The sequence below is a fragment of the Actinomadura sp. 1N219 genome (assembly GCF_044326405.1).
In the GTDB taxonomy this organism is placed as follows: domain Bacteria; phylum Actinomycetota; class Actinomycetes; order Streptosporangiales; family Streptosporangiaceae; genus Spirillospora.
The window spans coordinates 117,228-131,989 of sequence record NZ_JBIRAY010000013.1 but is presented as its reverse complement, the minus strand read 5'-3'; the positions used below and the strand labels follow the sequence as shown (position 1 = coordinate 131,989).

The 14,762-nt window shown below is 69.8% G+C and carries 20 protein-coding genes; 4 read left to right on the top strand and 16 right to left on the bottom strand.

Annotated features, from left to right (window positions below; genetic code table 11):
* Window positions 1-13: 13 nt before the first annotated feature.
* The 6 genes from ACH35V_RS33065 to ACH35V_RS33040 all read right to left on the bottom strand — a co-directional run bounded on the left by ACH35V_RS33065 (window position 14) and on the right by ACH35V_RS33040 (window position 4,983).
* Window positions 14-316, bottom strand: coding sequence for a hypothetical protein (locus ACH35V_RS33065; protein ID WP_395978541.1), 303 nt, complete (start codon window positions 314-316; stop codon window positions 14-16).
* Window positions 317-588: 272 nt separating this feature from the next.
* Window positions 589-1,449 carry a hypothetical protein gene (locus ACH35V_RS33060; RefSeq protein ID WP_395978539.1) on the bottom strand — a complete coding sequence of 287 codons (861 nt, stop codon included), beginning with the start codon at window positions 1,447-1,449 and terminating at the stop codon, window positions 589-591.
* The gene (locus ACH35V_RS33055; RefSeq protein WP_395978537.1) at window positions 1,449-2,849 is read right to left on the bottom strand and encodes a hypothetical protein; all 1,401 of its coding nucleotides are present in this window, start codon (window positions 2,847-2,849) and stop codon (window positions 1,449-1,451) included. Before ACH35V_RS33055 ends, ACH35V_RS33060 begins: the two co-directional genes overlap by 1 nt.
* Window positions 2,850-2,899: 50 nt before the next feature.
* Window positions 2,900-3,202 (bottom strand): hypothetical protein, encoded by a 303-nt coding sequence (locus tag ACH35V_RS33050; RefSeq protein ID WP_395978535.1) that lies wholly within the window; start codon window positions 3,200-3,202, stop codon window positions 2,900-2,902.
* A 178-nt stretch (window positions 3,203-3,380) separates the two neighbouring features.
* Window positions 3,381-4,661 carry a hypothetical protein gene (locus tag ACH35V_RS33045; RefSeq protein ID WP_395978533.1) on the bottom strand — a complete coding sequence of 427 codons (1,281 nt, stop codon included), beginning with the start codon at window positions 4,659-4,661 and terminating at the stop codon, window positions 3,381-3,383.
* 22 nt (window positions 4,662-4,683) lie between these two features.
* The gene (locus ACH35V_RS33040) at window positions 4,684-4,983 is read right to left on the bottom strand and encodes a hypothetical protein (RefSeq protein ID WP_395978531.1); all 300 of its coding nucleotides are present in this window, start codon (window positions 4,981-4,983) and stop codon (window positions 4,684-4,686) included.
* A 229-nt stretch (window positions 4,984-5,212) separates the two neighbouring features.
* On the opposite strand from ACH35V_RS33040, the gene ACH35V_RS33035 reads away from it, so the two are divergent.
* The 4 genes from ACH35V_RS33035 to ACH35V_RS33020 are packed head-to-tail and all read left to right on the top strand — an operon-like array spanning window position 5,213 to window position 8,451.
* Window positions 5,213-6,478: a S8 family peptidase gene (locus tag ACH35V_RS33035; RefSeq protein WP_395978529.1), complete on the top strand. Its 1,266-nt coding sequence runs from the start codon at window positions 5,213-5,215 to the stop codon at window positions 6,476-6,478.
* Window positions 6,479-6,506: 28 nt separating this feature from the next.
* Window positions 6,507-7,259 (top strand): hypothetical protein, encoded by a 753-nt coding sequence (locus ACH35V_RS33030; protein ID WP_395978527.1) that lies wholly within the window; start codon window positions 6,507-6,509, stop codon window positions 7,257-7,259.
* Entirely contained in the window at window positions 7,256-7,861 is a 606-nt protein-coding gene (locus ACH35V_RS33025) for a hypothetical protein (protein WP_395978525.1), read from the top strand. The genes ACH35V_RS33030 and ACH35V_RS33025 overlap by 4 nt, the downstream gene beginning before the upstream one ends.
* Window positions 7,858-8,451 (top strand): hypothetical protein, encoded by a 594-nt coding sequence (locus ACH35V_RS33020; protein WP_395978523.1) that lies wholly within the window; start codon window positions 7,858-7,860, stop codon window positions 8,449-8,451. The genes ACH35V_RS33025 and ACH35V_RS33020 overlap by 4 nt, the downstream gene beginning before the upstream one ends.
* Here the strand turns inward: ACH35V_RS33020 and ACH35V_RS33015 are convergent.
* From ACH35V_RS33015 to ACH35V_RS32970, 10 genes are all read right to left on the bottom strand, one after another.
* Window positions 8,339-9,640 (bottom strand): hypothetical protein, encoded by a 1,302-nt coding sequence (locus ACH35V_RS33015; protein ID WP_395978521.1) that lies wholly within the window; start codon window positions 9,638-9,640, stop codon window positions 8,339-8,341. The two genes, ACH35V_RS33020 and ACH35V_RS33015, sit on opposite strands and share 113 nt — an antisense overlap.
* A gap of 186 nt (window positions 9,641-9,826) precedes the next feature.
* Entirely contained in the window at window positions 9,827-10,141 is a 315-nt protein-coding gene (locus ACH35V_RS33010; RefSeq protein ID WP_395978519.1) for a DUF1416 domain-containing protein, read from the bottom strand.
* A gap of 31 nt (window positions 10,142-10,172) precedes the next feature.
* A complete protein-coding gene (locus ACH35V_RS33005) occupies window positions 10,173-11,012 on the bottom strand; it encodes a sulfurtransferase (RefSeq protein ID WP_395978517.1) in 840 nt (279 codons plus the stop codon).
* Window positions 11,009-11,446, bottom strand: a complete 438-nt coding sequence (locus tag ACH35V_RS33000; protein ID WP_395978515.1) for a DUF4395 domain-containing protein — start codon at window positions 11,444-11,446, stop codon at window positions 11,009-11,011. The genes ACH35V_RS33005 and ACH35V_RS33000 overlap by 4 nt, the downstream gene beginning before the upstream one ends.
* Before the next feature lie 77 nt (window positions 11,447-11,523).
* Complete coding sequence (locus ACH35V_RS32995) at window positions 11,524-11,589, bottom strand: putative leader peptide (RefSeq protein WP_372443026.1); 66 nt, start codon at window positions 11,587-11,589, stop codon at window positions 11,524-11,526.
* 165 nt (window positions 11,590-11,754) lie between these two features.
* Entirely contained in the window at window positions 11,755-12,183 is a 429-nt protein-coding gene (locus ACH35V_RS32990; RefSeq protein WP_395978513.1) for a thioredoxin family protein, read from the bottom strand.
* Window positions 12,184-12,245: 62 nt separating this feature from the next.
* Complete coding sequence (locus ACH35V_RS32985; RefSeq protein ID WP_395978511.1) at window positions 12,246-12,986, bottom strand: anti-sigma factor family protein; 741 nt, start codon at window positions 12,984-12,986, stop codon at window positions 12,246-12,248.
* Window positions 12,983-13,471, bottom strand: a complete 489-nt coding sequence (locus tag ACH35V_RS32980; protein WP_395978858.1) for a sigma-70 family RNA polymerase sigma factor — start codon at window positions 13,469-13,471, stop codon at window positions 12,983-12,985. The genes ACH35V_RS32985 and ACH35V_RS32980 overlap by 4 nt, the downstream gene beginning before the upstream one ends.
* Window positions 13,472-13,543: 72 nt before the next feature.
* Window positions 13,544-14,251 carry a DUF2993 domain-containing protein gene (locus tag ACH35V_RS32975; RefSeq protein ID WP_395978509.1) on the bottom strand — a complete coding sequence of 236 codons (708 nt, stop codon included), beginning with the start codon at window positions 14,249-14,251 and terminating at the stop codon, window positions 13,544-13,546.
* Window positions 14,252-14,393: 142 nt separating this feature from the next.
* Window positions 14,394-14,654, bottom strand: a complete 261-nt coding sequence (locus tag ACH35V_RS32970; protein ID WP_395978507.1) for a MoaD/ThiS family protein — start codon at window positions 14,652-14,654, stop codon at window positions 14,394-14,396.
* Between the last annotated feature and the right edge of the window lie 108 nt (window positions 14,655-14,762).

The window sequence follows — 14,762 nt, the reverse complement described above, 5'->3', positions numbered from 1 at the left end:
GTAAACCCCGGCGTCAGCGACCGATATTGCTTTGCTGATCGGCCTTGGCGTAGTTGTCAGCCGTCTTCCCGATACGTTGCGCGTAGGACTCGGCGACCTTTTTCTGTGCCTTCAGGTCTTCGAACGCGAACTGCACGGCCATGGGGTAGGCGGCGGATGCGGTGAAGCAGACGATGCTGAAGTCGCCACCTTCAAGGTTGTAGGCACCGTCCTGCGAGAGCGTCGTTCCGGCCCGGTCTATCAGTGGAACGACGATATTGGCTATGTCTTCCCCGTGCTTTTGGATACGCCATGGGTCGGCGTCCTTCTTGCCCATCCACTCTCCCGGTCAAGGTGAAAGCAACTAGTGCGGGGTTGACCAGTCATGAATGATAGGGCACACCTCAGCCTCGAAACCACTGACGGTAATGAGTGTCGGTGGTGTTCGCACCTTACGGCCAAGTCCGACAGTTCGCCCAGTGGCGTCGATTGGCGGGAGGCGCGCTGGACACTGTTGCCGTTGTTCAGTGGGCAACTCGCGGGCAGGTCACGGCGGTCCTATTTGAGTCAGCAGACTCGCGGTAACGGATCGACCCAATCGTCGCAGGCTCAGACGACGTATTTGAAGATCAGGGCGATGATGATGATTACGCCGGCGATCGGGCCGAAGATCTTGAAGAGGTGTTCGAGCTGGTCTCGTTGGATGCCTCGGCCCAGCGGTGTGCGGACGGGGGGCCTGTACTGGTCCATGAAGTTCCGCTGGAACTCGTCGTAGGCGGAGTGGAGGCCTGCGTAGCCGGGGTAGAGCTCCGGTGCCGTTTCGGAGACTGGGCGGTCCAAGAACGGGAGGTGGAATTCGAAGGCGACCGCTAGGAAGGAGCAGATGATTATGGGGCGCCAGACTCCGGTGACGCGATTGTCGAGGTAGAGGACCGCGTCGCGGCGTTGGGCGAGGACGGTGCCGTCAGGGGCCGTCCAGCGAATGGCTCGGGCGTCGAAGCCGTCCGGCAATGTCGGACGGCTCAGATCCGGGGGCTGCTCGTAGACCAGGTCGCCCAGAGGTTGGTTGTTCGCGTCGAGCAGGCGGGCGGCGGGTGTGAGGGTGTTGCCTTGCTCGGTGCTTCCCAGGGTGCGTCCGCCGCCGTGGAAAGCCGAGTGGCTGTCGAATTCCACTCTGGCCAGAATCCTGCCGTCAGTGGCTACGAACGCCGTCTGCGGTGCGACGGGGCTGAGGTTGAGGTGCTCGGCACGGTCGAAGTACAGGAGCGTCGTGCCGTCGGGGGCGTTGACGGCCAGTGTGAGGCGGGGTGTCTGGATGCGGTCGGCGCTGAGGAAATTGCTTCTCGGTGCGCGGACTCGTGCCACCTCGACGAGATTGGCCTGGACGATTCCAGACTCGGCGTCCTGGATCTCGTACAGGTTCGACGAGTTCAGGCGTAGCGAGGCGGCGGTGAACAGCCCGGCGGTCATCACTTGTCCCAGGGGGGCGTCTCGTCCTTCGGCTTTCCGGCGACGGTCCCCTCACGGTTGAAGGCGGGGGTGTTCACGTTGTACTTGTCGGAGTAATCGCCCTTGCCGTCCCAGTTGCCTTCGTATTCGGCCTTGCTGCCCGAGGGGGTGTGACCGCCGCCGGCCTTGAAACCGCCGCCGACGTTCTCGTTCTCGTCCCAGGTGACCTTGCCGCCCGCGGTGCCGTTGACGGTGCCGCTGGGGTCGGTGTACTTGTGGTTGACGCCGACCTCGCCGCCGGCCCAGCCCTGCTCGTTCTTCTTGACGTTGCCGGCGAGCTCGGTCTCGCCCGCGGGGGTGTTGACCTTGACGCCGCCGCCGTAGGTCCAGGTCTCGTTGATGTTGCGGTCGGCGTCCAGGTCGACCTCGCTGATCGGGGAGCCCTTGCTGCCCGCGGACTTGCCGCCCGGCAGGCCGCCGTTGACCGTGCTGCCGTCGGACCGGTTGACCCAGGAGAGGCCGGCGTTGGCGGCGTTCTGCACCAGGTTGGCCGCGGCGCCGGCGGACCCGTTCACCAGGGCCTCCTTGAACGCCCCGCCGGCGCCCTCGTTGCCGTGGCCCGCCTGGTAGGCGGTGGTGAGCCCGGCGCCGCCGAACATCGCCATGCCCGCCATCGAACCGGCGGCGGCGAGGATGCCGGTCGCGACGTGGGTGATGGTCAGGCCCGTGCCGGCCGCGGCGACGATGGCGCCGTAGGACGGGGCGCCGACGATGCTCGCCAGCGCCGCCACCGCCAGGACGAGGAGGACGTCGATGTAGACGGCCATCCCGATGGCGAAGATCGCGTAGGCGAGGAGCGCGTACGCCAGGACGGTGAGGGCGATCGAGACGGCCATGCAGTAGTTGTGCAGGGCGTCGACCTGGAGGCAGAACTCCTCGACCTTGCCCTCGTAGCCCTTGCGGTCGTCCATGTTCCAGGCCTGGTCGGGAATGCCCTGCACCAGGCTCCGCAGGTCGTTCGCCGACTGCTCCAGCTCCTGGGCGGCCTTGCCCCATTGGGCCGCCGCCTTTTCGAGGTTCTGCGGCTTGCCCTTGGACAGCCGGAACTCGAACGAGATCATGAGCGCGGGCGGCAGGATGACCGCGGCGCTGACCATGGGAATCGCGATGTCCATCAGCGTTTCGGCGACGGCCGTGGCCGAACCGCCCGTCAGTGCCGCTACCGCCGCACCGCCCGCTGCGGCGCCGCCGGCAGTCGCGGCCTTGCCGCGTCCCTGAGTACCGACGGTCGACGAGTTCCCGCCGCCACCGGTGCCGCCACCGCCCGTGCCGCCGCCACCGGTTCCACCGCCGCCCGTGCCACCGCCACCGGTCCCGCCGCCACCCGTGCCGCCTGGGCCGCCGCCGTTCTGTGGTGCCATGTCGCCTGCTCCTCGTTACGTCGCTCTGCTAGGGGGTTACGGAGAGAGGTTCAGGCCAACGTGTTGGATTCCTCGGCCTTGGCGTAATTCTTCGCCGACGCGTCGATCTTCTTCGCGAAGCCCTGGGCGGTGTCGATCAGCAATTTGATGTCCTCGAAGCCGAACTGCACCGCGATCGGATAGGCGGTGGACGCGGCCGTGCACGTGATGCTGAAATCGCCGCCTTCGAGGTTGAACGTGCCGTCGCTGTTGAGCGCGTTTCCGGCGTTCGTGAGCCGCGGGACGACACGGTCGGTGATGTCCTTGCCGTGCAGGGCGATCCGTTGGGGGTCGGCGGACTTATCGGGAGCCAACTCTGCCTCTCCAATCGGGCTGCGTCGCGGGTCGTCTGATCAGGCTTCCGGACATACTAGGGCACACAGGTCAGGCCGTAGTGGCTCTCCGGTGAATAGGGCTCAGAGGGCTCGCCTTTCCGCTATACCGCCTGCGTCCAGCGGCACGGAGAGGCTCGGAGAGGCTCGGTGGAACGGTTTACTTGTCCCACGGCGGGGTCTCGTCGCCGTACTTGGTGGTGCCCCCTGGCGTGTCCACCGTGCCGGACGTGTGGGTGCCGCCCTTGCCGTCGTAATTGACCGTCCCGGAGCCCTTGACGACGTCGCCGCCGTTGTACTGGCCGCTGCCGGTGCCGGTGACCTTGCCCTCGCCGGTCTCGAAGTCGTGCTCGCCCTCGACGCCGACCTTGACGCCGCCGGTCGGGAGCGGGATCTCCGGGCTGCCCTGGCCGCCCGAGGGCACGCCGCCGGGGGTGGTGTAGCTGACGTTGCCGCCGTACTTGACGCTGCCGTCGTTGCCCTGCCCGATGCCGTCCTCGTCGGTGTACTCGACGCTGCCGTCAGCGCCGACGCCGACCGGGGTCTTGACGCCGCCGGACAGGTCGCCGCCGGCGAAGCCGTGGTCGCCGTACTTGACGTGGCCGCCGCCGGTGATCTCCGTCCCGCCCGGGGTCTTGTAGGTCGCGCCGCCGCCGACGTTCCACGTGTGGTTGGCGTTGCGGTCGGCGTCCAGGTCGACGTTGGAGACCGGCAGGCCCTTGCCGCCCGGACGGGAGCCGGCGAAGGCGAGGCCGCCGTTGATCGCGTTCTGGCCGAGGTTGGCGAGGGCGGTGGCGGAGCCGGTGGCCTGCGCGGTCATGAAGTCGGAGAGGGCCTGGTCGTTGCCGTTGAACGCCTCGGCGACCGCGGCGAGCATCGAGCCGCCCTGGAACACCATCGCGGCGATCTGCGCGGCCGCCGCGAGGACGCCGGTGGCGACGAGCGTGACCGTCAGGCAGGTCGCGGCGATGGCCTCGCAGGTCGCGGTGATCCCGGCGGTGATGATCCCGGCCAGGGCCGCGGCGGCGACGGCCGCGAGCGCGGCGAGGAACGTTCCCATCGCGACCGCGAAGATCGCGTAGATCATCAGCGCCCACGCGAACGAGATCAGCGCGATGCTGACGGCCTGGCAGTAGGTCTGCAGGATGTCGAGCTGCGCGACGAACTCCTGCACCTTCTGCTCGTAGGCCGGACGGTCCTTGGCCGTCCAGTCCGCGGCCGAGATGGCGGACACGCGCTGCTGGAGGACCGTCTTGGTCTCCTCGATGGCCTGCGCGGCCTCGTCCCAGGCCTGGCTCGCCTTCTCCAGGTTGGCCGGGTTGCCCTTGCTCAGCTTGAACTGGAACCCGATCATGAAGGCCGGGGGGAGGATGAACGAGGCGATGCCGACCTCGATGTCGGCGGTGCCCATGAGGGTGTCGTAAGAATTGAAAGCGGTCATCGCGGCGGGGTCCCCCTTGACTTCAGACTTGCTTGATCTTGCTGGCCGTTTCGGCGCCGCCGTAGTTCTTCGCCGTGGTGGCCAGGTTCTTGGCGAACCCGTCGAGCATCTCGAGGTGGGTGTTCAGGTCCTCGTAGACGAACTGCAGGCCCATCGGGTAGGCCATGGACGCCAGGGTCCCGGTGATGCTGAAGTCGCCGCCCTCGATCGTCCCCTTGTCGTTGAGGGTGCTGCGCGCCTTGTCGAGGGCGGGACGGACCGCGCTCTTGATCTCCTTGCCGTGCTGATCGATCCGCGCCGGATTGATCGAGACTTCCCCCACGCCCGTCGCCCTTCCTCGTTCCGCTACGCGGATCTTCGCCTGTGGACCGTCCGGCCACAGCAGAGCGTATCGCCATTGATACCGCGTGATAGGACATCATGCGCAGCCGTATCCCGTCTACCGATGGCAGCCGAATCCGTCCGCCGAGTGGACGCGGTGTACCGCTGCCGAACGCGGCATACCGCTCCTTCCGTCCTCTACAGTCGTGAATAGCGAAAGGAGTTCCGGGATGAGATGGACGGCGGTCGCCGTGGTGGCCGGATGTCTGGCACCCCTGTACGCCGCGCCGGTCGCGCACGCCGCGCCGCCGGCCGCCCCGAAGGCGCCGCGGGCGCTCGGCGCGCCCCTTGCGCCGCTGGCTCCCCGCGCGCCGCTGGCGCCGCAGAACTGCCAGCCGCCCGCGGGGAACATGACCGCGCAGCAGATCGTCCAGAACGGGCAGCCGTGGGCGCAGCAGATCCTCAACTTCGGCGCGGCGCATGAGCGGGCCACCGGCCGCGGCGTCAAGGTCGCGGTGGTCGACAGCGGCGTGACCCCGGCGAACCCGCAGCTGGCCGGGCAGGTCCTCAAGGGCGAGGACGTGTCGAGGAGCGGCGCCGCGGACTGCATCGGGCACGGCACCTGGGTGGCCGGGATCATCGCCGCCAAGCGGGGCGTCACCCCGTTCACCGGCGTCGCCCCGGACGCGAAGATCATCCCGATCAAGTTCGCGGCCCAGGCCCAGAACGTCGACAGCGGCCTGGCCGCCAAGGGCATCGACGCCGCGGTGCGCCTCGGCGCCGACGTCATCAACGTCTCGACCCAGTCGCTGGGCGACGACCCGCGGCTGCGGCAGTCCGTCGAGAACGCGCTCGCGAAGGGGATCGTCGTCGTGGCGGCGGCCGGGAACATCGACCCGAAGAACGGCAAGCCGCCGGGCCTGATGTATCCGAGCGCCTACAAGGGAGTGATCTCGGTGGGCGCCGTCGGCCAGGACGGTCAGGTCAGCACGTTCTCCAACCAGCAGACGCCCGTCTCCGTCATCGCGCCCGGCAAGGACATCCTGACCACGTCGCCGGACGGCAACTACGCCGTCGCGGAGCAGGGCACGAGCTTCGCCACCCCGTTCGTCGCGGGCCTCGCCGCGCTGATCCTGGAGGCCCACCCGAACCTCACCGCCGCGCAGGTCAAGCAGCGGATCGAGGGGACGGCCGAGGGCAGCAAGGGCGCCGGCAGCGGGGCGGGCATGATCAACCCGGTCGAGGCCATCACCGCGGTGAACGTCCAGGGCCCGGGGCAGCAGGGCGGGGCCGGGTCGCCGGTGCGGATCGCGATGGCCGACCGGCCCGACCCCACCACCGAGAAGGTGGCCCTCGGCATCGCGGGCGGGGCCCTGGGCGCGGCCGTGCTGGTCGTGGCCGGGGGGATGCTGATCCCGCGCGGCCGGAAGCGCGGGTGGCGGCCCGGTTACGTCCAGCCGTCCCGCCGCGGCCCGGACGAGCCGTCCGAGGCGTAGCCCGTGGCGGGGCATTACCATCGTGCGGATGTACTCGTACGCACCGGTTCCTCCGCCTCCCGTGGAGCCCGCTGAGGAGCGGCGGCAGCGCCGCTGGGTGGTGCCCCTGTGCGTGTTGAGCGCGGTGGCCGTCCTCGTTCCGGTGCTGTGGGTGACGGGCGGTCTTGAGGAGACGCCGAAGCAGCCGGCCGAGCAGGCGGGGAAGACGCTGGACCTCGGGCTGTTCAGCGTCACCGTCCGGGACGCGCGGGTCGGGCTGGAGGGCGGCGGCTTCGGCGGCGAGAAGGAGCGCTTCCTCATCGTGCGGATGCGGGTCGTCAACAAGGGCAAGGAGACCGAGTCGCTCGACACGGGCGGGCTGGCGGACGGCGTCGCCGCCCTGACGAAGGACGGCAAATGGGTGAAGCCCGAGCAGGTCGAGGGCGTCGCCGGCGGCGCGAAGACCGGCGTGGCACAGCCTGAACTGCCGGTCGAGGCGTCCGCGATGTGGAAACTGGGTCCGGTGGACGCGCCGCCGAAGCTGACCGTGGGGCTGCGCAAATGGTCGTACGACCACGGGTTCACCGACAGTAGCTTCAACTGGACGATCGACCGTGAGGACGAGACGCTCGTCGGCCGCCTCACCCTCCCCGTCGCGGACCTGAGCGTCGTCCCGGCGCCGCGGCCGTCCTTCGGCAACGGCCTGCGGCCGACGCTCAGACCCCGGCCGCGGGTGTCGCGGACGCCAGCCGGACGTCCGGCGCCGCGGAGCACGCCCAGGCCCACTGCGAGCCCGCGATGAACGTGCAGAAGGTCCTGCTGAAGGGCGGTGCGGGCATCGGCGGGACGGTGCTGCTCGCCGGCGCGATGTGGATGCATTCGCTGAAGCCGCACGTCCGGGCGGCGGAGCTGGAACCGATCCGGGGCGGCGGCACGGTCGGCGAGGAGGTCCGCAACCGCGACTTCAGCGTGCGGGTCGAGAAGGTGGAGGCGGCGAAGTCGCTGGCGCCCGGCCTCAGCCTCGGGAACCCGCCTCCGGTCGGCACGGACGGGATCTACCTCGTCGTCCGGGCCAGGGCGACGAGCCACCGCGAGCCCCTGGAGCTGAGGACGGCGGAGCTGGAGACGCCCGGCGGGTTCACGTTCGAGGACGACCCGCGGCCGTCCACCGTGTCCGGCGGTGCGCAGCCGACGTTCCAGCCGATGATCTGGACGCCGACGGTGTTCGTGTTCGAGCTGCCGAAGAAGCGCCTGGAGGGGGCGCATCTGATCGTGGGGACGGGCGGGCTCCTGCCGCAGCTGTCCGCGGCCGCCGACATCGACCTCGGCCTCACCGCCGCCAAGGCGGACGAGCTGATCCGGAACGCTCCCGACCGCTACGACATCAAGGCGGGCGGCTCATGACGGCGGCGGAGACCAGGCCCCAGCCGATCGTCCAGGTCGAGCCCGACCCCGAACCCGAGGAGCGGCCGGGACGGCTGCGTCCTCTCGACAGGCGCATTCTCCAGGCGATCGCACTGATATGCGCCGTCCCGGCGTTCCTCGTCCTGCAATGGGTGGACGAGACGAACGGCATCCAGAAGAACCTGAAGCCGCCGGAGAAGGTCACCAGCGTCCAGCCAGGGCAGATCGGCGAGCTGATCGGCGCGCAGTGGAAGGAGATCGGACGCCAGCAGACCCCGCCCCTTGTGAAGAACGACTCGAACGACGTGGTCGACCTCCGCGTCGGCGTCGCCGTCCGTCCCAGGGACGCCGCCAGCGCGAAGTCAGTCGGCTCCTACGGAATCGTCTACCGATTCGTTGACGGCGAAGGCCGTGAATGGTCGGCAATGGCGACGAGCCCGGGAGTTCCTAGAGCGGGCGTCGCGATGCGCGTCATCGTCAAGGGGACGGTGCCCCGTGCCAAGGCGGACTCGCTGGAACTGGTGATCCAGGCACCGAAGACGTCACGGAAGGGCGAGGACCCACTGCCTTCGCTGCGGTTCGAACGCTGACCCTCGCCATGACGAGGTTGAACGCGGCCGCGAGCAGGCAGACCCGCAGGATCTCGAAGACGGCCGACGTCGCGAACCCGACGAACGGCATCACCTGGATCCACCACGTCACCTCGTGCGGCCCGATCAGCTCGTAGACGAACCGGCGCGATGCCTCCGCGGCCACGTCCAGGCCCGCGAACAGAAGGCAGAACGTGGCGAACGGCATCATTCCCGACCGGCGGACGAGCCGCAGCCCGTACCAGGCGGGCAGCCACATCTCCCGGATGCCGCGGGTGAGGAGCTCGCGGGGGCTGTTCACCCGGCCGACGCCGCCCGCCGCGGCCAGCCGCCTGCCCGCCCGGCCGCGGCCGAGCACGACCTGCTCGTCGCCGGCGTCCAGGCCGAGGATCACCCCGGCGATCACCAGCCAGATCAGCGCGCCGAGCACCGCGTCCTTGAACGGCGGCCACAGCTCGAGGGCGGGTCCGGCGACGTCGGTCACCCACGCCCAGGCCTCCCGCCCGCTGAACCACTCGACGCCCTTGCTGCGCAGGTGGTCGATGGTGAAGATGCCGAACAGCGCGAAGTTGACTTCGAGGAAGGCGACGAGGGCGCCGATGGCGCGGGGCAGCCGCTCCTCCAGCCGCCACTCCGCCGCGACCTTCAGCACGAACAGCCCGGCGGTGAGGCCGATGGCCAGGCCGATGTGCTTCTCCAGCGAGAGCAGCATGTCGAGGGCGTCGATCTGCCCCTGGAGGCCGCCCTCCTGGAAGCCGCGGCTCGTGGCCTGGTCGGCGAACTCGCGGGCGTCCTCGCCCTGCAGCCCCCAGGCCAGGTAGAAGATGACGAACGGGAGCGCGGCGCGGCCCATCGCGCCGATGACCGACTCCTCGTTGCCGACCGCCCAGGGCGTCAGGTCGCCGTCCGCCTCGCGGGCGTGCACCACCTCCAGGCCCTCCCGGACGCTGTGCACCATCAGCACCGCGACCGCCAGGGTGATGACCACCAGCAGGCCGATGGTGGCGATCGGCGCGACCGTCGCCGCCGTCCCCTTCATCCCGCCGAGCCGGTACCCGCCGTACATGGCGCCGTAGCGCAGCAGCTCGCCGACCGTGAACCACAGGGTGAGGGGCAGGACGAACCGTCCCGCGAGCTTCAGCGTGGCCCACGGGAGTATCAGCGGCGACCGCGCGGACAGTCCGAGCATCGCGCTGATCGTAGAGGATCAGCGGCGTCGCCGCGCACGCGGACCGGGGCGTCGCCGCGCACGCGGACCAGGACGGGGCCGTGGAATCGACGGACCCCGCCGTCCCGGATGGGCGGGACGACGGGGTCCGGCGGCCGTTTCACCGCGTGGGCGCCCGCGTGAGCGCCTCGGCCGGACGGTCTCCGGTCAGATGGCGACCTCGAGGCCGGCGACCTCGCCGATCTTCGCCGTCACGGTGTTGTCGACGCTGACGCCGCCGGCGGCCAGGACGCGCACCGTCCAGTCGCCGTCGGCGGCGAAGAACCGGAACACGCCCTCGTCGCCGGTGACGACCTCGGCGGTGAACTCGCCGGTCGAGTCGAGCAGGCGGGCGTAGGCGCTGGACACCGGGGTGCCGTCACGGGTGACCTTGCCCTGGATGACCGCTTCGTGCGTCAGGTCGACGGTCGCGGGCAGGTGCGCCGTCTGCTCGGGGGCTGCGCAGCCCTGGGTGGTGGTCATTACTCCTCCATCTCCGTGCACACGGCCGGTTTTACTTGGGTGCGCCCAGCTCGATCGGGACGCCGACGAGCGAGCCGTACTCGGTCCAGGAACCGTCGTAGTTCTTCACGTCCTGCAGGCCCAGCAGCTCGCGGAGCGCGAACCAGGTGTGCGAGGAGCGCTCGCCGATCCGGCAGTACGCGATGGTGGCCTTGTTCAGGTCGACGCCGGCCTCGCTGTACAGCTCGCGGAGCTCGTCGTCGGACCGGAACGTGCCGTCGTCGTTGGCCGCCTTCGACCACGGGATGCTGCGCGCGGTCGGCACGTGCCCGGCCCGCTGCGACTGCTCCTGCGGCAGGTGCGCGGGGGCGAGCAGCTTGCCGCTGAACTCGTCCGGGGACCGGACGTCGATCAGGTTCTTGGCGCCGATCGCGTCCACGACCTCGTCGCGGAACGCGCGGATCGACAGGTCCTGCTCCTTGGCCGTGTAGTCGGTCTTCGGGCGGGACGGGACGTCGGTGACGAGCTCGCGGGAGTCCAGCTCCCACTTCTTGCGGCCGCCGTCGAGCAGCTTGACCTTGTCGTGGCCGTACAGCTTGAAGTACCAGTACGCGTACGCGGCGAACCAGTTGTTGTTGCCGCCGTACAGGATGACCAGGTCGTCGTTCGCGATGCCCTTCGCGGACAGCAGCTGCTCGAACCCGGTCTTGTCGACGAAGTCGCGGCGGACCGGGTCCTGCAGCTCGGTCTTCCAGTCGATCTTCACGGCGCCACGGATGTGGCCCTTGTCGTAGGCGGACACGTCCTCGTCGACCTCGACGAGAACGAGACCGGGGTCGTCCAGGTGGGACTCAACCCAGTCGGTGTCCACCAGGACGTCTGAGCGGCTCATGCGGGAACCTCCCTCTCGGAGCGGACTTTCGCGGTGATACGTCGGACCAGCAGATACATCTCGCACCCGAGGCAGAACCCGAACGCCGCGTTCAGGAACGCCGCCGCCAGCGCGAGGGCGGTGGCACCGATTCCGAGCCAGGTGATCCCCGCCGCGTATCCGGCCGTCCCGGCCAGAGCGAAGGCGAGGCCGACACCCTGCGCGAAGCGGGGCGGGGCCGCGTCCTCCAGTTCCCTGGGCGGAGCGAGCCGGGGACGGATGAGCACTTTGAACAGCAGTCCGTACGGGGCGTACCGGAGGCCGAGGAAGGTCGCTGTGGCGAACACGACGGCCTGAGCGGCGAGCAGTGCCCAGCTTCCGGTCACCAGCACCACGACGAGAACCGCTGTCGTGACCCAAGCGCCGAAGCGCGGCCCACGCGGGTCAACCTGCATCGGGGTGCTCCTGGCGGAGTGGAAGCGTGCGTACGAGCTGGGAGTGGAAGTGCTCGGGGGCGGACGGGCTCGATGCCTCAGGCCATGCGACAGAGCGAGGCGGACACGCGGCAGAAGTCGACCGCGCGACGCTTCGTGAGCATCTGCTCTGTCCAGTAACGCACGGACATGATGTTAAGCCGACAATCCACGCGCTGTCACATCCATCTCGCCTTCCGAGACAGTGACATTCGTCTTAGCCCAGGTCATCCCGGTATGGCTCGCGGGATTGGTCCGGAGAGCGGCCGGAAGAGCGGTCGTTTGCGGGGTCATGGGATGGCCTCGCCGAGGGCGGCTATGACGTCGGGTTTGCGTGGGGCTCCGGAGGCGCGGCGGACGACGCGTCCGGCGTCGTCCAGGACGAGGACGGTCGGGGTGCGGATCACGTTCAGCCTGCGGACCAGATCCAGATGCGCCTCGGCGTCCAGTTCGACGTGCGCGACGCCGTCCACCATGTCCGCGACCTCCCCGAGGACGCGCCGGGTGGCCCTGCAAGGCGCGCAGAACGCGCTGGAGAACTGCAGGAGCGTGGCCTTCTCCCCGAGTTCGGCGCCCAGGTCGTCAGGGCTGAGGGGATCGTTCACCACAGCGTCCTCCAGCCCCCGTTGGGCGCGCAGCACGCCGTCGCGGCGCCGCCACAGCAGGCCGAACAGCGTGGCGGCGGCGAGCATCGCGGCCGCGATCAATGCACCGGTCATCGACATGGACAACCTCGCAGGGCGGTGACTTCTTCCGCCGGACGGCCTGAAGGACCGGGCGGTCAGGCGGGGATGGTGAGCAGCGGCTTGCCGTCCAGGCCGACGATCTCGAACGAGAACAGCTGCCCGCGCGGGAACATCGTCGAGCCCGTGTACTCACCGTAGCCCTTGTCGTACGGGACGTACCAGCTGCCGAGCGCGTCCCGCCGCCCGTCCCGCGCGATCACCAGCAGCCGGCAGTGCGACCCCTTCGGGACGCCCGCCAGATGCAGCTCGACCTCGGTGCCCCATTTCTTCTTCTTGAGCAGCACGTAGCCCTTGATGTTGTTCTTGGGGTTCGCCGCCGCGATCCGCTCCGCGCCGCCGGCGGAGGCGGACGGCGACGCCGATGGCGGAGGCGACGCGGTCTCGTCCGAGCCGGACGGGAACACCAGCCCGCCGAACAGCGCGCCGATCACCAGCAGCAGGCACGCGGCGGCGGCCAGCGGCGTCCATCTGGCGACCCGGCGGCCCGTGCCCTGCCCGTCGGCCCGGCGGCTCAGGGGCCTGACGCGGCGGCCGCGTTGTGCGGCCGCGCGGGCGAGGAGGCCGTCGAGGAGTTCGGGCGGCGGTCCGGCCAGCTGGGCGAGCTGGGCCTCGTCGACCCGTCCGAGCATCGCGGGCAGGCCGGCCAGCCCGGCGAGCTCGTCCCGGCACACGGGGCAGCCCGCCAGGTGGGACTCCACCTGGGACCGCTCTGCGGGGTCGAGCGCCCCGAGCACGTACACCCCGAGCGAGGTACGCACGTCAACGCAGCCGTTCATGGCGCCAACCCCCGCTCCTCCAATGCGAGTTTGAGCGCGCGCAGGGCGTAGTAGGTCCGGGACTTGACCGTGCCGGGCGGGATGCCCAGCGTCTTCGCCGCCTCCGCGACCGACCGGCCCTTGTAGTACGTCTCCACCAGGACGGCCCGGTGCGGCGGGCTCAGCCCGGCCAGCGCCTCCGCGACCGTCCAGGACTCCAGGGCCCGGTCGATGTCGTCCGAGCCGGACGCGGTCATCATGACATGCTCGTCGATGCCCGTCTCCGGGGGCCGTGCCTGTCTCGCGCGGTGCGCGTCCACGACGAGGTTGCGCGCGACCGTGAACAGCCACGGCCGGACGGGACGTCCCGCGAGCGCCTCCGGGTGCTTCCAGGCGCGCAGCAGCGTCTCCTGGACGACGTCCTCGGCCTGGGTGCGGTCCCCACCGGTCAGCCGCAGGACATAGCCGAGGAGGGGACCTCCGTGCTCGCTGTACAGGGCGCGCAGCAAACCCTCATCCGCGGTGGGACCCACATCCCTGTCACGTACGCGTTTCCGCACCGGTTCACCAGTGCCGCGTCATTTCTGCTTCTGCTGGAGATCGTTCAGCCGGACGTTCTCGGCGGTGGCGCCGACGCGCAGCCCGTCCGGCGTCGGCTCGATCACGCTGATCCGCGACCCGACCGGGAGGTCGGCGACCGGGACCGTCCAGGTGAGCTGCTGCCTCACGAGGGCCAGCGGGACGGGCGGGCCGCCGTCCGAGCTCACCGACACGGGCGTGACCGCGATGCCGCGCGCGGTCGGCTTGACCTGCACGATCGCGGTGCTGGTCAGCGGACGTCCGAGGAAGGTGCCTTCGAGATCGACTTCCAGGTTGTCGCCCTTCGGCCCGATCCGCTTGACCCCCTTCGGCGCCTCCTTCTTGATCACGTCGTAGGGGATCACGGCGGACGCGGTCGCGGTGCGGGCGGAAACGTTCGCGGCGCTGCCCCGCGTGACCTCCGACAGCGGCGCGCTGACGCCCCGCATGTCGACCTTGACGCCGGTGACGGCGATGCCCTGCTGCTTCCAGTCGTCGATCGTCACCTCGATGTGGTCGTAGTCGCCGCCGAGCGCCTGCGTCAGGAAAGGGAACCCGTGGATGGTGACGTCGGGCCGCTGCTGCAGGTTGTACTGCGCCGCCACCTGCTCGCCGATCTTGTCCTCGGCGACGCGCACGCCGATCCGGTCCGCGGCGACCACGCCGACGGCCACGAGGACCAGCAAGGCCAGCAGTACTTTCCGCATGTCTCTCCTCCGGGCTCCGGCATGCGCCCCGTGATGGCATTCCGCGTCATGGCAGTCCGCGCACACCATAGTGCGCGGATGCCCATGAACGGGTCGCACCGGAGAATGACCTCGTAGCCCGAAAAATCACACCACGGTGAGATCAACCACCCGCGAATGGCGGGAGAACCTCCACCACACCGCCGTCCGGGAGCTCGACCGACTCGTGCGCGCGGGTGCCGACGGGCTCCCCGTCCACGAGGAACGAGCTGCGCCCGACGACCCGCCGGAACTCACCGTCGCGGCCCTCCTTCGCCACCGCCGCGGCGACCGCCTCGGCCAGCGTCCCGGCGTCGTACGGCTCCTCATGCGTCCCCGCCGCCGCCTTAGCCGCCGCCCAGTAACGCATCGTCCCCTTGGCCATGTCCCCAGACTCTCATTCCACCCCTGATACCGACCCGACCCGGCCACCCCGTTGTCCGCCGGACCGCCTTGTATATGCTCATGGGAAGGGATCCGGGCGACGAGGCCA